General features: G+C 69.0%; 16 protein-coding genes. 8 read left to right on the top strand and 8 right to left on the bottom strand.

The annotated features are described in order from the left end of the window. Positions 1 to 47 precede the first annotated feature (47 nt). Both ABL843_RS21320 and ABL843_RS21315 read left to right on the top strand, forming a co-directional pair. On the top strand, positions 48 to 1,727 hold the full coding sequence (locus ABL843_RS21320) for a cyclic peptide export ABC transporter (protein ID WP_418117198.1): 1,680 nt from the start codon (positions 48 to 50) through the stop codon (positions 1,725 to 1,727). 38 nt (positions 1,728 to 1,765) lie between these two features. Further along, positions 1,766 to 2,326, top strand: a complete 561-nt coding sequence (locus tag ABL843_RS21315; RefSeq protein WP_418117197.1) for a Fur family transcriptional regulator — start codon at positions 1,766 to 1,768, stop codon at positions 2,324 to 2,326. Between the two features lie 6 nt (positions 2,327 to 2,332). On the opposite strand, the gene ABL843_RS21310 is transcribed toward ABL843_RS21315, so the two are convergent. After that, positions 2,333 to 3,760 (bottom strand): FAD-binding oxidoreductase, encoded by a 1,428-nt coding sequence (locus tag ABL843_RS21310; protein ID WP_418117196.1) that lies wholly within the window; start codon positions 3,758 to 3,760, stop codon positions 2,333 to 2,335. Continuing rightward, positions 3,757 to 4,200 (bottom strand): DUF2069 domain-containing protein, encoded by a 444-nt coding sequence (locus ABL843_RS21305; protein WP_418117195.1) that lies wholly within the window; start codon positions 4,198 to 4,200, stop codon positions 3,757 to 3,759. The genes ABL843_RS21310 and ABL843_RS21305 overlap by 4 nt, the downstream gene beginning before the upstream one ends. On the opposite strand from ABL843_RS21305, the gene ABL843_RS21300 reads away from it, so the two are divergent. Next, complete coding sequence (locus ABL843_RS21300) at positions 4,199 to 5,410, top strand: YihY family inner membrane protein (protein ID WP_184641452.1); 1,212 nt, start codon at positions 4,199 to 4,201, stop codon at positions 5,408 to 5,410. The two genes, ABL843_RS21305 and ABL843_RS21300, sit on opposite strands and share 2 nt — an antisense overlap. Here the strand turns inward: ABL843_RS21300 and ABL843_RS21295 are convergent. Beyond that, entirely contained in the window at positions 5,407 to 5,745 is a 339-nt protein-coding gene (locus ABL843_RS21295) for an Mpo1-like protein (protein ID WP_126024817.1), read from the bottom strand. The genes ABL843_RS21300 and ABL843_RS21295 overlap by 4 nt on opposite strands. Positions 5,746 to 5,847: 102 nt before the next feature. On the opposite strand from ABL843_RS21295, the gene ABL843_RS21290 reads away from it, so the two are divergent. Next, complete coding sequence (locus ABL843_RS21290; RefSeq protein ID WP_418117194.1) at positions 5,848 to 6,243, top strand: thioredoxin family protein; 396 nt, start codon at positions 5,848 to 5,850, stop codon at positions 6,241 to 6,243. 17 nt (positions 6,244 to 6,260) lie between these two features. Continuing rightward, a complete protein-coding gene (locus tag ABL843_RS21285; RefSeq protein ID WP_418117193.1) occupies positions 6,261 to 6,923 on the top strand; it encodes an NmrA family NAD(P)-binding protein in 663 nt (220 codons plus the stop codon). Here the strand turns inward: ABL843_RS21285 and ABL843_RS21280 are convergent. After that, positions 6,907 to 7,875 carry a LysR family transcriptional regulator gene (locus tag ABL843_RS21280; protein WP_418117191.1) on the bottom strand — a complete coding sequence of 323 codons (969 nt, stop codon included), beginning with the start codon at positions 7,873 to 7,875 and terminating at the stop codon, positions 6,907 to 6,909. The genes ABL843_RS21285 and ABL843_RS21280 overlap by 17 nt on opposite strands. 129 nt (positions 7,876 to 8,004) lie before the next feature. Here ABL843_RS21280 and ABL843_RS21275 point away from each other — a divergent pair, with 129 nt between their 5' ends. Then, positions 8,005 to 9,432: a M20 family metallopeptidase gene (locus ABL843_RS21275; RefSeq protein ID WP_418117190.1), complete on the top strand. Its 1,428-nt coding sequence runs from the start codon at positions 8,005 to 8,007 to the stop codon at positions 9,430 to 9,432. A gap of 11 nt (positions 9,433 to 9,443) precedes the next feature. After that, positions 9,444 to 10,433 (top strand): Bug family tripartite tricarboxylate transporter substrate binding protein, encoded by a 990-nt coding sequence (locus ABL843_RS21270; protein ID WP_418117189.1) that lies wholly within the window; start codon positions 9,444 to 9,446, stop codon positions 10,431 to 10,433. A 17-nt stretch (positions 10,434 to 10,450) separates the two neighbouring features. Here the strand turns inward: ABL843_RS21270 and ABL843_RS21265 are convergent, their stop codons facing one another. Both ABL843_RS21265 and ABL843_RS21260 read right to left on the bottom strand, forming a co-directional pair. After that, positions 10,451 to 11,257 (bottom strand): alpha/beta fold hydrolase, encoded by an 807-nt coding sequence (locus tag ABL843_RS21265; RefSeq protein WP_418117188.1) that lies wholly within the window; start codon positions 11,255 to 11,257, stop codon positions 10,451 to 10,453. A gap of 1 nt (position 11,258) precedes the next feature. Further along, on the bottom strand, positions 11,259 to 12,569 hold the full coding sequence (locus ABL843_RS21260) for an O-acetylhomoserine aminocarboxypropyltransferase (protein ID WP_418117187.1): 1,311 nt from the start codon (positions 12,567 to 12,569) through the stop codon (positions 11,259 to 11,261). Positions 12,570 to 12,736: 167 nt separating this feature from the next. Between ABL843_RS21260 and ABL843_RS21255 the strand changes: the two genes are divergently transcribed. After that, positions 12,737 to 13,189, top strand: a complete 453-nt coding sequence (locus ABL843_RS21255; RefSeq protein WP_126024824.1) for a CBS domain-containing protein — start codon at positions 12,737 to 12,739, stop codon at positions 13,187 to 13,189. Positions 13,190 to 13,213: 24 nt separating this feature from the next. Here ABL843_RS21255 and ABL843_RS21250 read toward each other — a convergent pair whose 3' ends face one another. Together ABL843_RS21250 and ABL843_RS21245 are read right to left on the bottom strand one after the other, a co-directional pair. Then, positions 13,214 to 14,239, bottom strand: coding sequence for a nucleoside hydrolase (locus ABL843_RS21250; protein ID WP_418120501.1), 1,026 nt, complete (start codon positions 14,237 to 14,239; stop codon positions 13,214 to 13,216). 73 nt (positions 14,240 to 14,312) lie between these two features. Beyond that, positions 14,313 to 15,293: a Bug family tripartite tricarboxylate transporter substrate binding protein gene (locus ABL843_RS21245; protein ID WP_418117186.1), complete on the bottom strand. Its 981-nt coding sequence runs from the start codon at positions 15,291 to 15,293 to the stop codon at positions 14,313 to 14,315. Positions 15,294 to 15,295 lie beyond the last annotated feature (2 nt).

The following is a 15,295-nucleotide window of genomic DNA, read 5'->3' as shown; positions in this document are numbered from 1 at the left end:
GGCCGGCCGCCGGCTAAACATTCCGGCCGCCGCAGCGTCATACCGGCATGCAAACCCAACCCGCCAGCGCCAAGGCCACCGATCTGCTCCGGCTGCTGAAACCCTTCGCTCCCTGGATCCTGCTCTCGGCCGTTACCGGCATCGCCGCCGGCGCAGCCACCGTGTCGCTGCTGGCGACCATCAACGAGGTGCTCAGCCGGCCCGGCGGCATGGCCGGCGGACTGCTCCTGACCTTCATCGGGCTGTGCGTGGTGGCGCTGGTCGGCCGCGCGCTCTCGGACATGTCGAACAACGTCGTGGGCCAGCGGCTGGTCGCCCAGGTGCGAAAAGACCTGGCACTGAAGATTCTTGCGGCGCCCATCGACGCACTGGAGCGCTACCGCATGCACCGCCTGATGCCCGTTCTCACGCAGGACGTGGACATGATCAGCGACGTGGCCTTCATGCTGGCCGCCACCATGATCTCGCTGGCCATCGCGCTGGGCTGCCTCGGCTACCTCGCGTGGCTGTCGCCGGCGCTGTTCGGCCTGCTGGTGATGGCCATGCTGATCGGCGTGGCCATCCAGAGCTGGGCCCACGGGCGCGGCATCGCGGGCTTCTTCCAGTCGCGCGAAAAGGAAGAGCTCCTGCACAAGGCCTATCGCGGCATCAGCGAGGGCGCCAAGGAGCTGCGCATGCACCGCGCCCGCCGCGCCAGGGTGTACGAGGGGCAGATCGCCCAGACCGTCGATGCGATCCGCGACATCAACCGCCGCGCGATCAACACCTTCGTGCTCGCCACCTCCTTCGGTTCGGCGCTGTTCTTCCTGCTGATCGCGCTGATACTCGGCTGGGCCGCGTGGCGCACGACCGATCCCGTTGTGCTCAGCGGCTTCGTGCTGGTGCTGCTGTTCATCAAGGGGCCCATCGACCAGATCGTGGGCGCGCTTCCGCACCTGGGCCGCGCCAAGGTGGCCTTCGGGCGCATCGCCGACTTGTCGGCGCGCTTCGCCACGCCGGAGCCGCACCTGCACCTCGACTCGCCGCCTGCCTCGCCTCCGCTGCGCGACGCCATCGAGCTGCGCGGCGTGCGCTACGCCTTCGATGCGCCCGAGGGCGGCGACGCCTTCGTGCTCGGCCCTGTCGACCTGTGCATCGGCCGCAGCGAGATCGTCTTCATCGTCGGCGACAACGGCTCGGGCAAGACCACGCTCATCAAGCTGCTGCTGGGCCTGTACGCGCCGCAGCAGGGCGAAGTGGTGCTCGACGGCAGGCCCGTCACGCCCGAGACGCGCGACGACTACCGCCAGCTCTTCACCACCGTGTTCTCCGACTTCTACCTGTTCGAGGACCTTGTCGCGGGCGAGGAAGGCGGCCACCAGGCGCTGCCCGAGACCGCGCTGCCCTACTTGCAGCGGCTGGAAATCGCACACAAGGTCTCGGTGAAGGACGGCGCCTTCAGCACCACCGACCTGTCGACCGGCCAGCGCAAGCGGCTCGCGCTGGTGCACGCCTACCTCGAAGGCCGCCCGGTGCTGGTGTTCGACGAATGGGCGGCCGACCAGGACCCGACCTTCCGCCATCTCTTCTACACAGAGCTGCTGCCCGAACTGCGTGCCAAGGGGCACTCGCTGGTCGTCATCTCGCACGACGACCGCTATTTCCACGTGGCCGACCGCATCGTGCAGATGAAGGCCGGGCGCGTCGCGCAGGTCACGGCCACGCCGGCGCAGGGCCTGGCGGCCTGAGCGCAGTCAGACAAGGCAGATCAGGGGCGGACGAGCCAGTGGCAGTTTCGGCAGCAATGCAGTACGCGGCGGCGCCCGCGAACGAGGGCTTCTCTGTGCAACTGCGCAGCATGGGCATACGGCCCACGGTCATCCGCCTGTGCGTGCTGCAGACGCTGGCCGAGAGCGGTTCCGAGTGGCTGGGCGGCGAAGAAGTGTTCCGCCGCATGCTCGCGCGCGGCACCGCCACCGGCCTTGCCAGCGTCTACCGCGTGATCAAGGAGCTGGAGCAGGCCGGCCTCATCCAGCGCGAATGGGAGCGCAGCCTGGGTGGCGTGCGTGCGGTGCATCGCCTGCGGCGGCCGCAGGCGCTCGAAGTCACTGTGCGGCTGAGCTGCGGCGGCTGCAACGCCAGCGTCGAGGTGGTCGACGAAGCGCTGCACCAGGGGCTGATGCGTGCGGCGCAGGCGCATGGCCTCAGCGCCGGTGGACCGGTCACGGTGCATCTGGGTTGCATGAAGGCGGACTGCGCGCGCTGCGACGACGCACTGCCGGCCGCGACCAGCATGCAGAGGGCGAACACGGCGCGGGCCGCGTCCGTCAAGCTCCAGGTCCGATAGGCGAGGCTAGACCCGGATCACCCGCCCGGGGTTCAGGATGTTCTTGGGGTCGAGCCCGCGCTTGATCGCCCGCATCATCTCCAGCGCCACCGGCGACTTGTGCTTCTCGAGCTTGTCGACCTTGAGCGAGCCGACGCCGTGCTCGGCCGAGAACGAGCCGCCGAACTTCTCGACCGCGTCGTACACCAGCGTGTTGATGCGCTCTTCCTCGTTCTTCAGGAAGGCCTTGGCATCGACGTTCTCCGGCGCCTGAACGTTGTAGTGCAGGTTGCCGTCGCCCAGGTGGCCGAAATTGACCAGCCGCACGCCGGCGATCTCGCGCGCCAGCAGCGCGTCGGTTTCCTCGACGAAGGCCGGGATGCGCGACACCGGAATGGAGATGTCGTGCTTGATGTTCAGCCCTTCCTCGGCCTGCGCGAGCGGGATGCTCTCGCGGATGTGCCACAGCTGGTGCGCCTGCGTGAGGTTCTCGGCCACCACCGCGTCGGTCACGCAGCCGTCCTCGAAGGCGGTTTCGAGCAGTGCCTCGAAGCGCGAGCGGGCGTGGTCTTCGGATTCGCTGTCGGAGTTCTCCAGCAGCACGCAATAAGGGACGGCCTCGTCGGCGATGAAGGGCACGCGCAACTGCGGCATGTGCTTGTCGACCAGGCTCAGTGCGAAGCGGCCCATCACCTCGAAGCCGGTGAGGCCCGAGCCCAGGTGCTTGTGGGCAAGGCCCAGCAGCGTCACCGCGTGGTCCAGCGAGGGGACCGCGGCCCAGGCCGTGAGCTGCGCCGCCGGCAGCGGATAGAGCTTCATGGTGGCGGCGGTGATGATGCCCAGCGTGCCCTCGCTGCCGACGAAGAGGTCGCGCAGGTCGTAGCCGGTGTTGTCCTTGCGCAGGCCGCTGGTGCCTTCCCAGATCTCGCCCTGCGGCGTGACCACCTCCAGGCCCAGGCACAGCTCGCGCGTGTTGCCGTAGCGCACCACCTGCGTGCCGCCCGCGTTGGTGGCGAGGTTGCCGCCGATGGTGCAGCTGCCCTCGGCCGCGAGGCTCAGCGGGAACAGGTAGCCGGCCTTCTCGGCGGTTTCCTGCAGCGTCTGCAGGATGCATCCGGCCTCCACCGTCATGGTGAGGTTGGCGGCGTCGATGGTGCGGATCGCGTTCAGCCGCTGCAGGCTCAGCACCACCTGCGTGCCGCTGTCGTCGGGAATGGAGCCGACCGCGAGGCCGGTGTTGCCGCCCTGCGGAATCACCGCCGTGCCGGCCGCGGCGCAGGCCTTGACCACGTCGGCCACCTGCTGCGTGTTGGCCGGCCGCACCACGGCCAGCGACTTGCCGCGCGAGCGCTTGCGCCAGTCCTGCTCGTAGGCGGTGAGGTCGCCCTCGTTGAGCACATGCGATGCGCCGACGATGGCGCGCAGTTGTTCGATCAGGTCGGTGGAAGAAGTCATTGGGCGGAAGCCTCCAGTTGGCGGGCAGCGTTCTTGGCGTGGCGCAGGCGAAGCCGCACATGCCAGGCGCAGGCGGCGAAGAGCACGAGGCACAGCAGGACCTCGACGAGCGCGAGCACCTGGCTCACGCCGCTGGTGTCGCTCCAGGCGCGCACCACGCCCTCGGTGAAATAGAGCCAGATCATCAGGCTGACCCAGCGGTAGGTGTACATGCGGTTCTTCCAGAGCCCGGCGAGCGGAATGACCAGCGGCAGCACCTTCAGTGCCATCAGCGAGCCGCCGGGCCGCAAGGGCGCGAGCCACAGTTCCCAGGCCAGGCCGAGCACGATGAGGCCGACGACGCTGCCCACGGCGGCCCAGCGGGTGGCGCGAACGGAAGATGGAGGAGGCGGGGTGTCGGACACGGGTGGCGGGAACGCTGCGAAAAGAGCGGATGGCATGATACCGGCCATGAATCGTCGGCAACTCTGGAGGGATCTTTCGCGCTTCCCGTGGCGCAACACGGCAGCGGTGCTGGGCGAGCGCTTCCGGGAAGACCGGCTCGGCCTCACGGCCAGCAGCCTGACCTTCACCACCACCATCGCGATGGTGCCCTTCTTCACGGTGGCGCTGGCCCTGTTCACCGTGTTCCCGATGTTCGCGAAGATGCAGGGCCGGCTGCAGCGCTGGCTCATCGAAAGCCTGATTCCAGACAACATCGCGCGGCAGGTGCTGGGCTACCTGAACCAGTTCGCGAGCAAGGCCAGCGGGCTGGGCATCGCGGGCCTGATCGTGCTGCTGATCACCGCCATCGCACTGATCCTCACCATCGACAAGACGCTCAACAACATCTGGCGTGTGCGCACGCCGCGGCCGTTCGCGCAGCGGGTGCTCATCTATTGGGCGGCCATCACGCTGGGGCCGATCATCCTCGCGGTGAGCCTCTCCACCACTTCCTACGTGGTCGCAGCCACCAGCGACGTGGTGGGGCGCGGCATCGTGAAGCTGTTCTTCGACACCTTCGAGTTCATGCTGCTCGCGGTCGGCATGGCTTCGCTATACCACTACGTGCCCAACACCAACGTGCGCTGGTCGCATGCGTGGGCCGGAGGCATCTTCGTGGCGGCGGCCATCGAGATCGCCAAGCGCGTGCTGGGTTATTACCTGAGCCTGGTGCCGACGTACTCGGTGCTGTACGGCGCCTTCGCGACGGTGCCGATCCTGCTGGTGTGGATCTACGTGGCCTGGGTGATCGTGCTTCTGGGCGCGGTCATCGCCGCCTACCTGCCCAGCCTGCTGACGGGCGTCGCGCGGCGCGGCGGCACCGCCGGCTGGCCCATGCAACTGGCCATGGAAACGCTGCAGCACCTGGCCCGAGCGCAGGCCACGCCTGCCAAGGGCATGGGCGCGACCGAACTGGTGACGCGCATGCGCGTGGATGCGCTGCAGCTGGCGCCGGTGCTCGAGACGCTGGTGGCGCTCGACTGGATTGCGCCCCTGGCGGAAGAGCCCGCCAACGAGGACCCGCGCTACGTGCTGCTGGCCGACCCGTCGACGCCCATCGAGCCGCTGCTGAAAGAGTTGCTGATGCCGCAGGCCGAGCCGCTCGAAGACCTCTGGCAGAAAGGCCCGCTGCGCTCCCTGAGGCTGGGCGACGTGCTCCTGATCTAGATCTTTACTCGCCCCAGCCAGATGTCCCGGTACATGGCCCAGTCGCCCATGAAGGAATAGAGCGGCCGCTTGAACGAGGCCGGCTTGTTCTTCTCGAAGCCGAAGTGCCCGACCCACGCGAAGCCGTAGCCCGCCACGAGGCCCGCCAGCAGCCACAACGGATTGAGCGTGACTATCAGCGCCACCAGGCACAGCAGCGAGATGGTCGAACCGGCGAAATGCAGCCGCCGGCAGGTGATGTTGGCGTGCTCGGTCAGGTAGAAGGGGTAGAACTCCGCGAAGCTCTTGAACTGGCGCGGATCGACGGCAGATGCGGGGGCAGTCGTGGTGTTCATCGTGCGAGTCTCCTGTACCCTGCGGGAGGGCTTTGTCCATAATAGCCACGACCTCCCGGCCGTACCACCCGGTCTTCCGATCACACCACCGACGCATCAGCCTTGAGCGCTCTTCCAAGCCTTCCAAGCACCCCTGAATCCGCCGGCTCGGCAGGCAGCGATGCGCCCTGGGTCGTCTGCCTCTGCGCCGAGTGGTGCGGCACCTGCCGCGACTACCGGCCGCTGCTCGAGGAAGTGGCGCGCGCGCATCCGCAGTTCCGCTTCGCCTGGGTCGACATCGAAGACCACGCCGACATCGCCGATGCTTTCGACGTCGAGACCTTCCCGACCCTGCTGGTCGCCGGCTCCGACGGCACGCGCTTCCTGGGCCCGCTCCTGCCGCATGCCGAGACGCTCTCGCGCATGCTCTCGGCGCTTCAGCCGCCGCAGCCTTCCAGCCTCGACGTCGACCTGCTGCTGGCGGTGCTGAACAAGAAGCCCGCCGTCTTCACGGTCTAACTGACCGGAGCCTTCCGATGAAAGTCCTGATCTTCGGCGCCACCGGCATGGTGGGGCAGGGCGTGCTGCGCGAGTGCCTGCTGGCGCCCGACGTGGAAAGCGTCGTCGCGGTCGGCCGCAACCCAACAGGGCAGCAGAACCCGAAGCTGCGCGACCTGGTCCACAAGGACATGTACGACTACGGCGACATCGAATCGCAGCTGCAGGGCTTAGACGCCTGCTTCTTCTGCCTCGGCGTGTCCTCGGTGGGCATGAAGGAGCCCGAGTACAAACGCATCACCTACGACCTCACGCTGGCGGCAGCCACCGTGCTCGCGCGGCTCAACCCGGGCATGACCTTCACCTACGTGACGGGCGCGGGCACCGACAGCAGCGAGCGCGGCAGCAGCATGTGGGCGCGCGTGAAGGGCGCGACCGAGAATGCCCTGCTGCGCCTGCCGTTCAAGGCGGCCTACATGTTCCGCCCCGGCATGATCCAGCCGCTGCACGGCATCCGTTCCAAAACGCCGGTCTACGACGCGGCCATCGTCGTGCTCAAGCCCGTGCTCGGGCTGGCCTTCCGCCTCTGGCCGAACCGGGTGACCACCACCGAGAAGCTGGGCCGCGCGATGCTGGCCGTGGCGCGCAAGGGCGCGGCCAAGCCGATCCTCGACCCGGCGGATATCAACGCCCTGGGCTGACCTCTTTCTTCGTTGCGCCGGAAGCCTGCGCGCGCCCCAGCTTGCGGCGCCCCGCGCTGGCGATGGCCGTGACCAGGTGCCGAACGAAGTCCTGCGCCAGCGGCGGCAGCGTGCGGCCTTCGAGCGCCAGCACCTGCAGCTGTCGCTGCTGCAGCGGTGCCTCCGCGAAGGGCCGCGCCACCACCGTGCCTTCGTCGATCAGGTGCATCACCGTGAGCAGGCCCGAGAGCATCACATCGGGCGTGCGCAGCAGCGGCAGCAGCACCGAGGAGAAATTGCTCACGAAGAGCGCGCGGTACTGCAGCCCCTGCAGGCTGCAGGCCTGGTCGAAGAGCTGGCGCGCGGTCACGCCCTTGTCGCCCACGGCCAGCGGATAGCGCACCGCGTCGGCAACCGACACCACGCGCTGCCGCGCCAGCGGATGGTCGGGCCGCAGCACGGCGTACACCGGCGCGGTGGCCGAGTGCTCGATCTTCAGGCCGGGCTCGGGCGCGACCACGTACTTGAGCGCGATGTCGGTCTCGCCGCGCGCCAGCAGCGCGCTCACGCCATCGGGCGAGCCCACGTGCAGCTCCAGCTGGCAGCCCGGGTTCGCCGACTCGAAGCTGCGCATCACCAGCGGCATGAAGTGCCCTGCGAAGCCTTCCGTGCAGGCCATGCGGATGCGCCGCGCGCTCTGCCCGCCGAGGTCGCGTACCTGCTCGACCACCTGTTCGATGTCGAGTTGTGCATTGCGCAAGTGCGCCGCCAGCCGCTCGCCGGCGGCCGTGAGCGCCATGCCGCGCGCATGCCGTTCGAAGAGCGGCGTACCCAGGCTGTCCTCGAGCTTGGCGATCTGCCGGCTGACCGCCGACGAGGCCACGAAGAGGCGCGCGGCCGCCTGGTTGACCGAGCCGCTGCGCGCCACTTCGAGGAAGTGCCGCATCGGGATGCTGAGCAGGGGGAGCGTCATGGCAGGGCCTTGGGTGTTGCCTTCAAGGCAATGGTAGCTTGCCAAAACGATGCTGGAAGCATCGGCCTTCAGGCCTTGTACTTGCTCTACCGTCACACGGGAAGACACAGAGAGACAAGGACCCCTTTCATGCCACGTTCAGACAGCCTCGTCGCCGCAGCCGCCTATTTCGACGCAGGCGGCTTCTTCGCCGACCTCCAGCGCCGCGTCGCCTTCCGCACCGAGAGCGACACCGGCGCCGCCACGCCCGCGCTGGAGGCCTACCTGCGCGAGGAGATGATCCCGCCCCTCGCCGCACTCGGCTTCGCCTGCGAGGTGGTCGCCAACCCGGTGCCCGGCGGAGGCCCCTTCCTCATCGCGCGCCGCGTCGAGGATGCGTCCCTGCCCACGGTGATGACCTACGGCCACGGCGACGTGGTCAGCGGGCAGGACGCGCACTGGGAAGAGGGCCTGGCCCCCTGGGCGCTGACGGCACGCGGCGAACGCTGGTACGGGCGCGGCACGGCCGACAACAAGGGCCAGCACAGCATCAACCTGGGCGGCCTCGCGGCGGCGCTGGAAGCCCGTGGCGGCCGCCTGGGCTACAACGTGACCTGGCTCATCGAAATGGGCGAGGAAGCCGCCTCGCCCGGCCTGCACGCGGTGTGCGAGCAGCAGCGCGACAAGCTGCGCGCAGACCTGTTCATCGCCAGCGACGGCCCGCGCGTAAGCGCCACGCGGCCCACGCTCTTCCTCGGCTCGCGCGGCGCGGTCAACTTCAGCCTGCGGCTGCGCGCCCGGCCGCGCGGCTATCACTCGGGCAACTGGGGCGGCGTCCTGGTCAATCCGGGCACGGTCGTCAGCCATGCGGTGGCCTCGCTGGTCGATGCGCGCGGGCGCATCCTCGTCGAGGCGCTGCGCCCGCCGCCGGTGACCCAGGCGGTGCGGGATGCGCTGGCCAGCATCGCCATCGGTGGCGGCGCGGACGACCCCGAGGTCGACGAGGACTGGGGCGAGCCCGGTTTGAGCCCGGCCGAACGGCTGGTGGCCTGGAACACCATCGAGGTGCTGGCGCTCGGCGCGGGCTCGCCGCAGCGGCCCGTCAACGCGATTCCCTCCGAGGCCGTGGCGCACTGCCAGCTGCGCTTCGTGGTCGGCACGCCCTGGCAGGACCTGCAGGAGATCGTGCGCGCGCACCTCGATGCGCACGGCTTCGGTCAGGTCGAGGTGGAGGTCACGCTGACCGGCGCGGCCACGCGGCTCGACGTCGAGAACCCCTGGGTGGGCTGGGCGCGCCGTTCCATCGAGGAAAGCAGCGGCCAGCGCCTGGACCTGCTGCCCAACCTCGCCGGCTCGCTGCCCAACGACGTCTTCGCCGACCTGCTCGGGCTGCCCACGCTGTGGGTGCCGCATTCGTACCCCGCCTGCGCGCAGCACGCGCCCAACGAGCACCTGCTCGCGCCGCTGGCGCGAGAGGGCCTGCAGATCATGGCCGGCCTGTACTGGGACCTGGGCGAGCCGGGCCTCGCGCCCTGGGCTGCCGGCCGGCTTTCGCAATCCGCTTCCACTCTCTCCTGACACCACGCACCATGGACATCGACATCTCCCGTCGCCGCTTCGGCCTGCTGCTTTCCGCTTCCGCCGTGCTGGGCGCACATTCGCCCGTCTTCGCCCAGGGGGGCTGGCCCGAACGTCCGATCAAGCTGGTCGTGCCATTCCCGCCGGGCGGCGGCACCGACCTGGTGGCGCGGGCCATGGGGCAGACGCTGTCGGAGCAGCTCGGCCAGCCCATCGTGATCGACAACAAGCCCGGCGCGTCCACCATCATCGGCACCGACGCGGTCGCCAAGGCCGCGCCCGACGGCTACACGCTGCTGCTGTCGGGCTCGACCAGCTTCAGCGTGAACCCGGCCCTGCGCGCCAGGCTGCCCTACGACACGGTGCGCGACCTCGCGCCCATCGCCATCGTGGCGCGCACGCCCCTGGTGCTGGTGGTGGGCAAGGGCCAGCCCTGGCAATCGCTGCCCGAACTCGTCGCGGCGGCCAAGGCCAAGCCGAAGAGCATCCGCTACGCCACTTTCGGCTCGGGCTCGGGGCCGCACCTGTCGGGCGAACTGTTCGCGCTGGCCGCGGGCATCCAGCTGCAGGACATTCCGTACAAGGGCAGCAGCCAGAGCTCGCTGGCGGTGATCGGCGGCGAGGTCGAGATCGCCATCGATACCGTGGCCGCCGTGGCGCCGCACGTGCGCGCGGGCAAGCTGCGCGCGCTGGGCATCGTGGGGGCGACGCGCTCCAGCATGCTGCCCGAGGTGCGCACGCTGGCCGAGCAGGGACTGCCCGAGGCTACCTTCGACGCCTGGTACGGCTTCGCCGCCCCTGCGCGCACGCCGGCGCCGGTGATCGACAAGCTCGCCCGCACGGTCGTCGCGACCATGGGCCACCCGGCGCTGCAGGCCCAGCTGCGTGCGCAGGGCATGGAGCCGGTGGCCATCGGCGCGGCGGCCTTCCGTACGCAGATGGAAGGCGAGATCTCGCGCTACCGCGCCCTTGCGCATCGCGCGGGGATCGTGGCGGAGTAGGTCAGGTCCCCGGAAGCTCAGGCGTTCAGGAAGTCGCGCAGCGCGAACAGCACCTCGTCGGGCGCCTCGCTCATCAGCGCGTGGCCCGCGTGCACCGTCACCACTTTCGCGTTGCGCGCCTTGCCCACCAGCGCCTTGGTGGCGCGCGGCGGCGTCATCTGGTCGGCGTCGCCAAGCAGGAACAGCACCGGGCACTGCACCTTCTCGATGGCGGCCTCGCCGTTGGCGTAGTCGTTGCAGGCCTTGAAGCCGATGTGGAACACGTTCGCCTCGCGGTTGCTCGCGAGCACGCGGCGCATCAGCGCGCGCGAGCTGCCGTAAAGCCAGGTGCCCGGGCCGAGCGAGGAGGGCGGTGGCGCCAGCAGCGAGTGCGAGAAGGTGTTGACCATGGCGATGGCGCGCTGCGGATCGCTCACCGAGCTTTCGAGCAGCGCGGGCGACACCGCCATCGGGTAGGCCGTGCCGACCATCGCGAGTTGCGTGATGCGCTGCGGCGCGCGCGAGGCCGCCTCCAGCGCGATCAGCGAGCCGAAGCTGTGGCCGACCAGCGCGGCCTTCTGCACGCCGGCCGCGTCGAGCAGCGCGATCACGAACTGCGCAGCCTCCTCCACGCTGGCCGGCGGCGGGCCTTCGCTCTTGCAGTGGCCGGGCAGGTCGACTGCGAGCACGTTCCAGCCGTGGTTGGCGAACCAGCGGCTCTGCAGGATCCACACGCTGTGGTCGTTGAGCACGCCGTGGATGAAGACGACCGTGGGCTTTGCCGCATCGAAGGGCTTGCCGCCGGTGTAGCAGTAGGTGGTGTGGCCGTTGACGGTGTAGTTCATCTCAGGCACCTGCCTTTTCCGCGGCTTTCAGGGCGCGCTTGAGGTCGTCGATCAGGTCGGCCGGGTCTTCCAGGCCGATCGACAGGCGGATCGTGCCCTGAGAGATGCCCGCGCCCGCGAGCGCCTCGTCGGTCATGCGGAAGTGCGTGGTGCTCGCGGGATGGATCACCAGGCTGCGGCAGTCGCCCACGTTGGCCAGGTGGCTGAAGATCTTCAGCGTCTCGATGAAGGCCTTGCCCTGCGCGCGGCTGCCCTTGATGTCGAAGCTGAACACCGCACCCGCGCCGCGCGCGCCGTGGCGCAGCAGCTTCTGCGCGAGCGCATGGCTCGGGTGCGATTCGATCAGCGGATGCCCCACGCGCGACACGAAGGGGTGGTTCGCGAGGAATTCGACCACCTTCTGCGTGCTGTCGATGTGCCGCTCCATGCGCAGCGGCAGCGTCTCGATGCCCTGCAGGATCAGCCATGCCGTGTGCGGGCTCATCGAGGCGCCGAAGTCGCGCAGGCCCTCGCGGCGGGCGCGCAGCAGGAAGGCGCCGACGGTGCTTTCCTCGCTGAAGACCATGTTGTGGAAGCCGTCGTAGGCCTGCGTCAGCTCGGCGAATTTGCCGGATTTCTCCCAGTCGAAGCTGCCGCCGTCGACCACCACGCCGCCGATCACCGTGCCGTGGCCCGACAGGAACTTGGTGGCCGAGTGATAGACCAGGTCGGCGCCCCAGTCGAAGGGCTTGATCAGGTAGGGCGAGGTGAGCGTGGAATCGACCAGCAGCGGCACGCCCGCCTCGTGGGCGATGTCGGCCACGGCGGGGATGTCGAGCACGTCCAGCCCCGGGTTGCCCACCGTCTCGCCGAAGAAGAGCTTGGTCTCGGGGCGCACCGCGGCGCGCCAGCCGTCGAGGTCGCCGGGCTTCACGAAGGTGGTCTCGATGCCGAAGCGGCGCATCGTGTAGTGCAGCAGGTTCTGCGAGCCGCCGTACAGCGCCGTGCTGGCCACGATGTGCGAGCCCGCGCCCATCAGCGTGGCCACCGACAGGTGCAGCGCGGCCTGCCCGCTGGCGGTGGCGATGGCGCCGATGCCGCCTTCGAGCGCCGACACGCGCTGCTCCAGCACCGCGTTGGTCGGGTTGCTGATGCGCGAATACACGTGGCCGGCGCGCTCCAGGTTGAAGAGGGCGGCGGCGTGGTCGCTGGATTCGAAGACGAAGGAGGTGGTCAGGTGGATCGGCACCGCCCGCGCGCCGGTGGCGGGGTCGGGCGCGGCGCCGGCGTGCAGCGCGAGGGTGTCGAAACCGGGGTCGGAATATCCGGGCATGAGGGCCTTTCTCGTGTCTGAGCTGTTGTCTCCTGGCAATGCCCCGTTACGTCTGCAATTCATGCGTGCGCGACAGGGGCGCTCAGGTCGGCGTCGATTGTGGGCTATATTCAAAAACGGCACGCCCGCCGAGATAGCCGAGATTGAGTTCCCAGAGGAGCAAAACGATGAAAGTCAGCGACATCCTTCGCGTCAAGGGCAATACGCTCTTCACCATCACGCCAGACGACCTGCTGGCAGAAGCCGCCAAGACGATGGCGGAAAAGGACATCGGTTCGCTGGTGGTCATGGAGCACGGCGACCTGGTCGGCATGCTCACCTTCCGCGAGGTGATCGTGGCCATCGTCGGCAACGGAGGCCAGGTCGGCACCATGCAGGTCCGCAAGGTCATGGACGACGCCCCCGTCACCTGCACGCTCGAAACCGACCTCGACGAGATCCGCCGCATCATGCTGGAGCGCCACGCGCGCTACATGCCCGTGATGGACAAGCGCATGTTGATGGGCGTGATCAGCTTCTACGACGTGGCCAAGGCCGTGGTGGACAGCCAGAACTTCGAGAACAAGATGCTCAAGGCCTATATCCGCGACTGGCCCGAGGAAGACGAGAAGGCCGGCTGAGCGTCTCCGGCCTTTCTTACCGCATCAGGGCAGGCGCGCGATCTGCGCCTGCAGCAGGGAGTAGAAGCCCTCGGTATCAGCCTCGCTGATCCACAGCGTGTTGGGCGTGCGGCGGTTGTAGCCACGGAAGTCGACCACCGTCGCGCCGGTCGTGAACTCGCCCTTGGTCTCCACATCCACGCTCACCTTCGCGCCCTTGAAGAGCTCGGGCTTCAGCAGGTAGGCGATCACGCACGGGTCGTAGATCGGCCCCACCGCCACGCCCCGGCGGCGCAGGCCGTAGGCCATCATCGAATCGAAGATGTCCGCCACCACCTTGCCGGCGTTGTTGCCCATGGCGCGGAAGGGCGCGATGCGCTCGGGCGTCAGCAGCACGCGGCGCGCCGCGTCGTGCGACATGGCCGTCACCGGCACGCCGCTGCGGAACACGATCGAGGCGGCCTCCGGGTCGGCATACACGTTGAAGGTGGCGGCCGGCGTGATGTTGCCGCCCACGCCCCAGGAGCCGTCCATCACCACGATCTCGGCGATGGCGAGCTTGATGTCGGGCGCCGAATTGAGCGCCGCCGCGAAGTTGGTGAGCGGTCCAAGGCCCACCAGCGTGATGCTCTTCGGCGGCGCAGCGCGCAGAGTCTCGATGATGTACTGCACAGCGTGGGTGGGCATCAGCGGGCCGCGCGGCTCGTGCAGCGTCGGGCCTTCCATGCCGGTCTTGCCGTGCACGTCGTCGGCAAAGATGGACTCGCGCACCAGCGGACGAGGGTAGCCGGCGTAGACCGGAATCTCGGGCCGGTTGGCCCAGTCGCGCACGATGCGCGCGTTCTTCTCGGTCACCGTCAGCGGCAAGTTACCCACACTCACCGTCAGCGCCTTGATGTCGAGCCGGTCGGTGGCGGCCATGGCCATCAGCAGGGCGACCGCATCGTCCTGGCCGGGGTCGGTGTCGATGATGACCTGGCGCTTGCCGGCCACGGCAGGCAGCCGGGTGGCGGGTGTGCCTGCGAGCGCCTGTGCCAGTTCGGCGGGGCTCGGGCTCTGGGCCCATGCCATGCCGGCAAGGCCGGCGGCGGATGCACCCAGCAGCAGGGTGCGGCGGGACAGCATGGGCTTCCTGGTCACGCGCTCACTCCTTGATGTTTGCGGTCTGCACGATCTTCTGGTTGCGCGCGTATTCGGCCTGCACGAACTTCGCGAACGACTCCGGCGTACCGCTGCCCGGCAGCGCACCTTGCTCCACCAGCTTGGCGCGCACGGCTTCTTCCTGCAGCACCGCGTTGAGCTCCTGGTTGATGTGCGCGACCACGGCCGGCGGCGTCTTGGCGGGCGCGAAGATACCGGTCCAGCTCACCATGTCGAAGCCCTTGAGGCCGGGCATCTCGTCGAAGGTGGGCACGTTGGGCAGCGCGGACAGCCGCTTGGTGCCGGTGATGCCCAGCGCCTTCAGCCGCTTGCCGTTCACGTGCGGAATCGCGCTGGTGCTCACCAGCATCGCCAGGTCGACCTGCTCGCCGATCACGTCGGTGGCGATCTGCGCGCCGCCGCGGTAGGGCACGTGGGTGACGAAGATACCGCTGCGCTCCTTCAGCAGTTCCATCGCCAGCTGCAACACCGTGCCCACGCCCGAGGTCGCGTAGTTGTACTTGCCGGGTTTGGCCTTCGCGAGCTTCACGAAGTCGGAGAAGGTCTGGGCCTCCAGGCCGGGTCGCGCTACCAGCACCATCGGCGCGGTGTTGAGCATGCCCACCGGGGCGAGGTCTTTCAGCGGGTCGAAGCGGAAGGCCGAGGGGTTCACCAGCTTGCCGATGGCGATGGCACTGTCGGGGCCCGCCACCAGCGTGTAGCCGTCGGGCGCCGCGTTCACCGCCTTGGCCACGCCGATGGCGCCGCCCGCGCCGGCCACGTTCTCGACCACCACCGACTGCTTGAGCCGCTCGCCGAGGCGCTGGGCTACCAGGCGCGCGTTCACGTCCACGCTGCCGCCGGCCGTGAAGGGCACGATCAGCGTGATGGGCTTGGCGGCGGGCCATGCCGCCTGTGCGAGGGCGGCGGTGGGAAGGGCGGCGCAGAGCGCAGCGGCGAGGAGCAGGCGGCGGGGCTTGTTCATGG

This window comes from Variovorax sp. 350MFTsu5.1 (genome assembly GCF_048302515.1).
Lineage (GTDB): Bacteria > Pseudomonadota > Gammaproteobacteria > Burkholderiales > Burkholderiaceae_C > Variovorax > Variovorax guangxiensis.
This window is presented reverse-complemented; position numbering and strand designations above follow the sequence as displayed.

What these genes read in the sequence shown, in the direction of transcription:
- ABL843_RS21320 (WP_418117198.1), top strand. Translation starts at nt 48, where the DNA reads ATGCAAACCCAACCCGCCAGCGCCAAGGCCACCGATCTGCTCCGGCTG.
- ABL843_RS21310 (WP_418117196.1), bottom strand. Translation starts at nt 3,760, where the DNA reads ATGACTTCTTCCACCGACCTGATCGAACAACTGCGCGCCATCGTCGGC.
- ABL843_RS21300 (WP_184641452.1), top strand. Translation starts at nt 4,199, where the DNA reads ATGATACCGGCCATGAATCGTCGGCAACTCTGGAGGGATCTTTCGCGC.
- ABL843_RS21305 (WP_418117195.1), bottom strand. Translation starts at nt 4,200, where the DNA reads ATGCCATCCGCTCTTTTCGCAGCGTTCCCGCCACCCGTGTCCGACACC.
- ABL843_RS21295 (WP_126024817.1), bottom strand. Translation starts at nt 5,745, where the DNA reads ATGAACACCACGACTGCCCCCGCATCTGCCGTCGATCCGCGCCAGTTC.
- ABL843_RS21285 (WP_418117193.1), top strand. Translation starts at nt 6,261, where the DNA reads ATGAAAGTCCTGATCTTCGGCGCCACCGGCATGGTGGGGCAGGGCGTG.
- ABL843_RS21280 (WP_418117191.1), bottom strand. Translation starts at nt 7,875, where the DNA reads ATGACGCTCCCCCTGCTCAGCATCCCGATGCGGCACTTCCTCGAAGTG.
- ABL843_RS21275 (WP_418117190.1), top strand. Translation starts at nt 8,005, where the DNA reads ATGCCACGTTCAGACAGCCTCGTCGCCGCAGCCGCCTATTTCGACGCA.
- ABL843_RS21270 (WP_418117189.1), top strand. Translation starts at nt 9,444, where the DNA reads ATGGACATCGACATCTCCCGTCGCCGCTTCGGCCTGCTGCTTTCCGCT.
- ABL843_RS21265 (WP_418117188.1), bottom strand. Translation starts at nt 11,257, where the DNA reads ATGAACTACACCGTCAACGGCCACACCACCTACTGCTACACCGGCGGC.
- ABL843_RS21260 (WP_418117187.1), bottom strand. Translation starts at nt 12,569, where the DNA reads ATGCCCGGATATTCCGACCCCGGTTTCGACACCCTCGCGCTGCACGCC.
- ABL843_RS21255 (WP_126024824.1), top strand. Translation starts at nt 12,737, where the DNA reads ATGAAAGTCAGCGACATCCTTCGCGTCAAGGGCAATACGCTCTTCACC.
- ABL843_RS21250 (WP_418120501.1), bottom strand. Translation starts at nt 14,239, where the DNA reads ATGGCATGGGCCCAGAGCCCGAGCCCCGCCGAACTGGCACAGGCGCTC.
- ABL843_RS21245 (WP_418117186.1), bottom strand. Translation starts at nt 15,293, where the DNA reads ATGAACAAGCCCCGCCGCCTGCTCCTCGCCGCTGCGCTCTGCGCCGCC.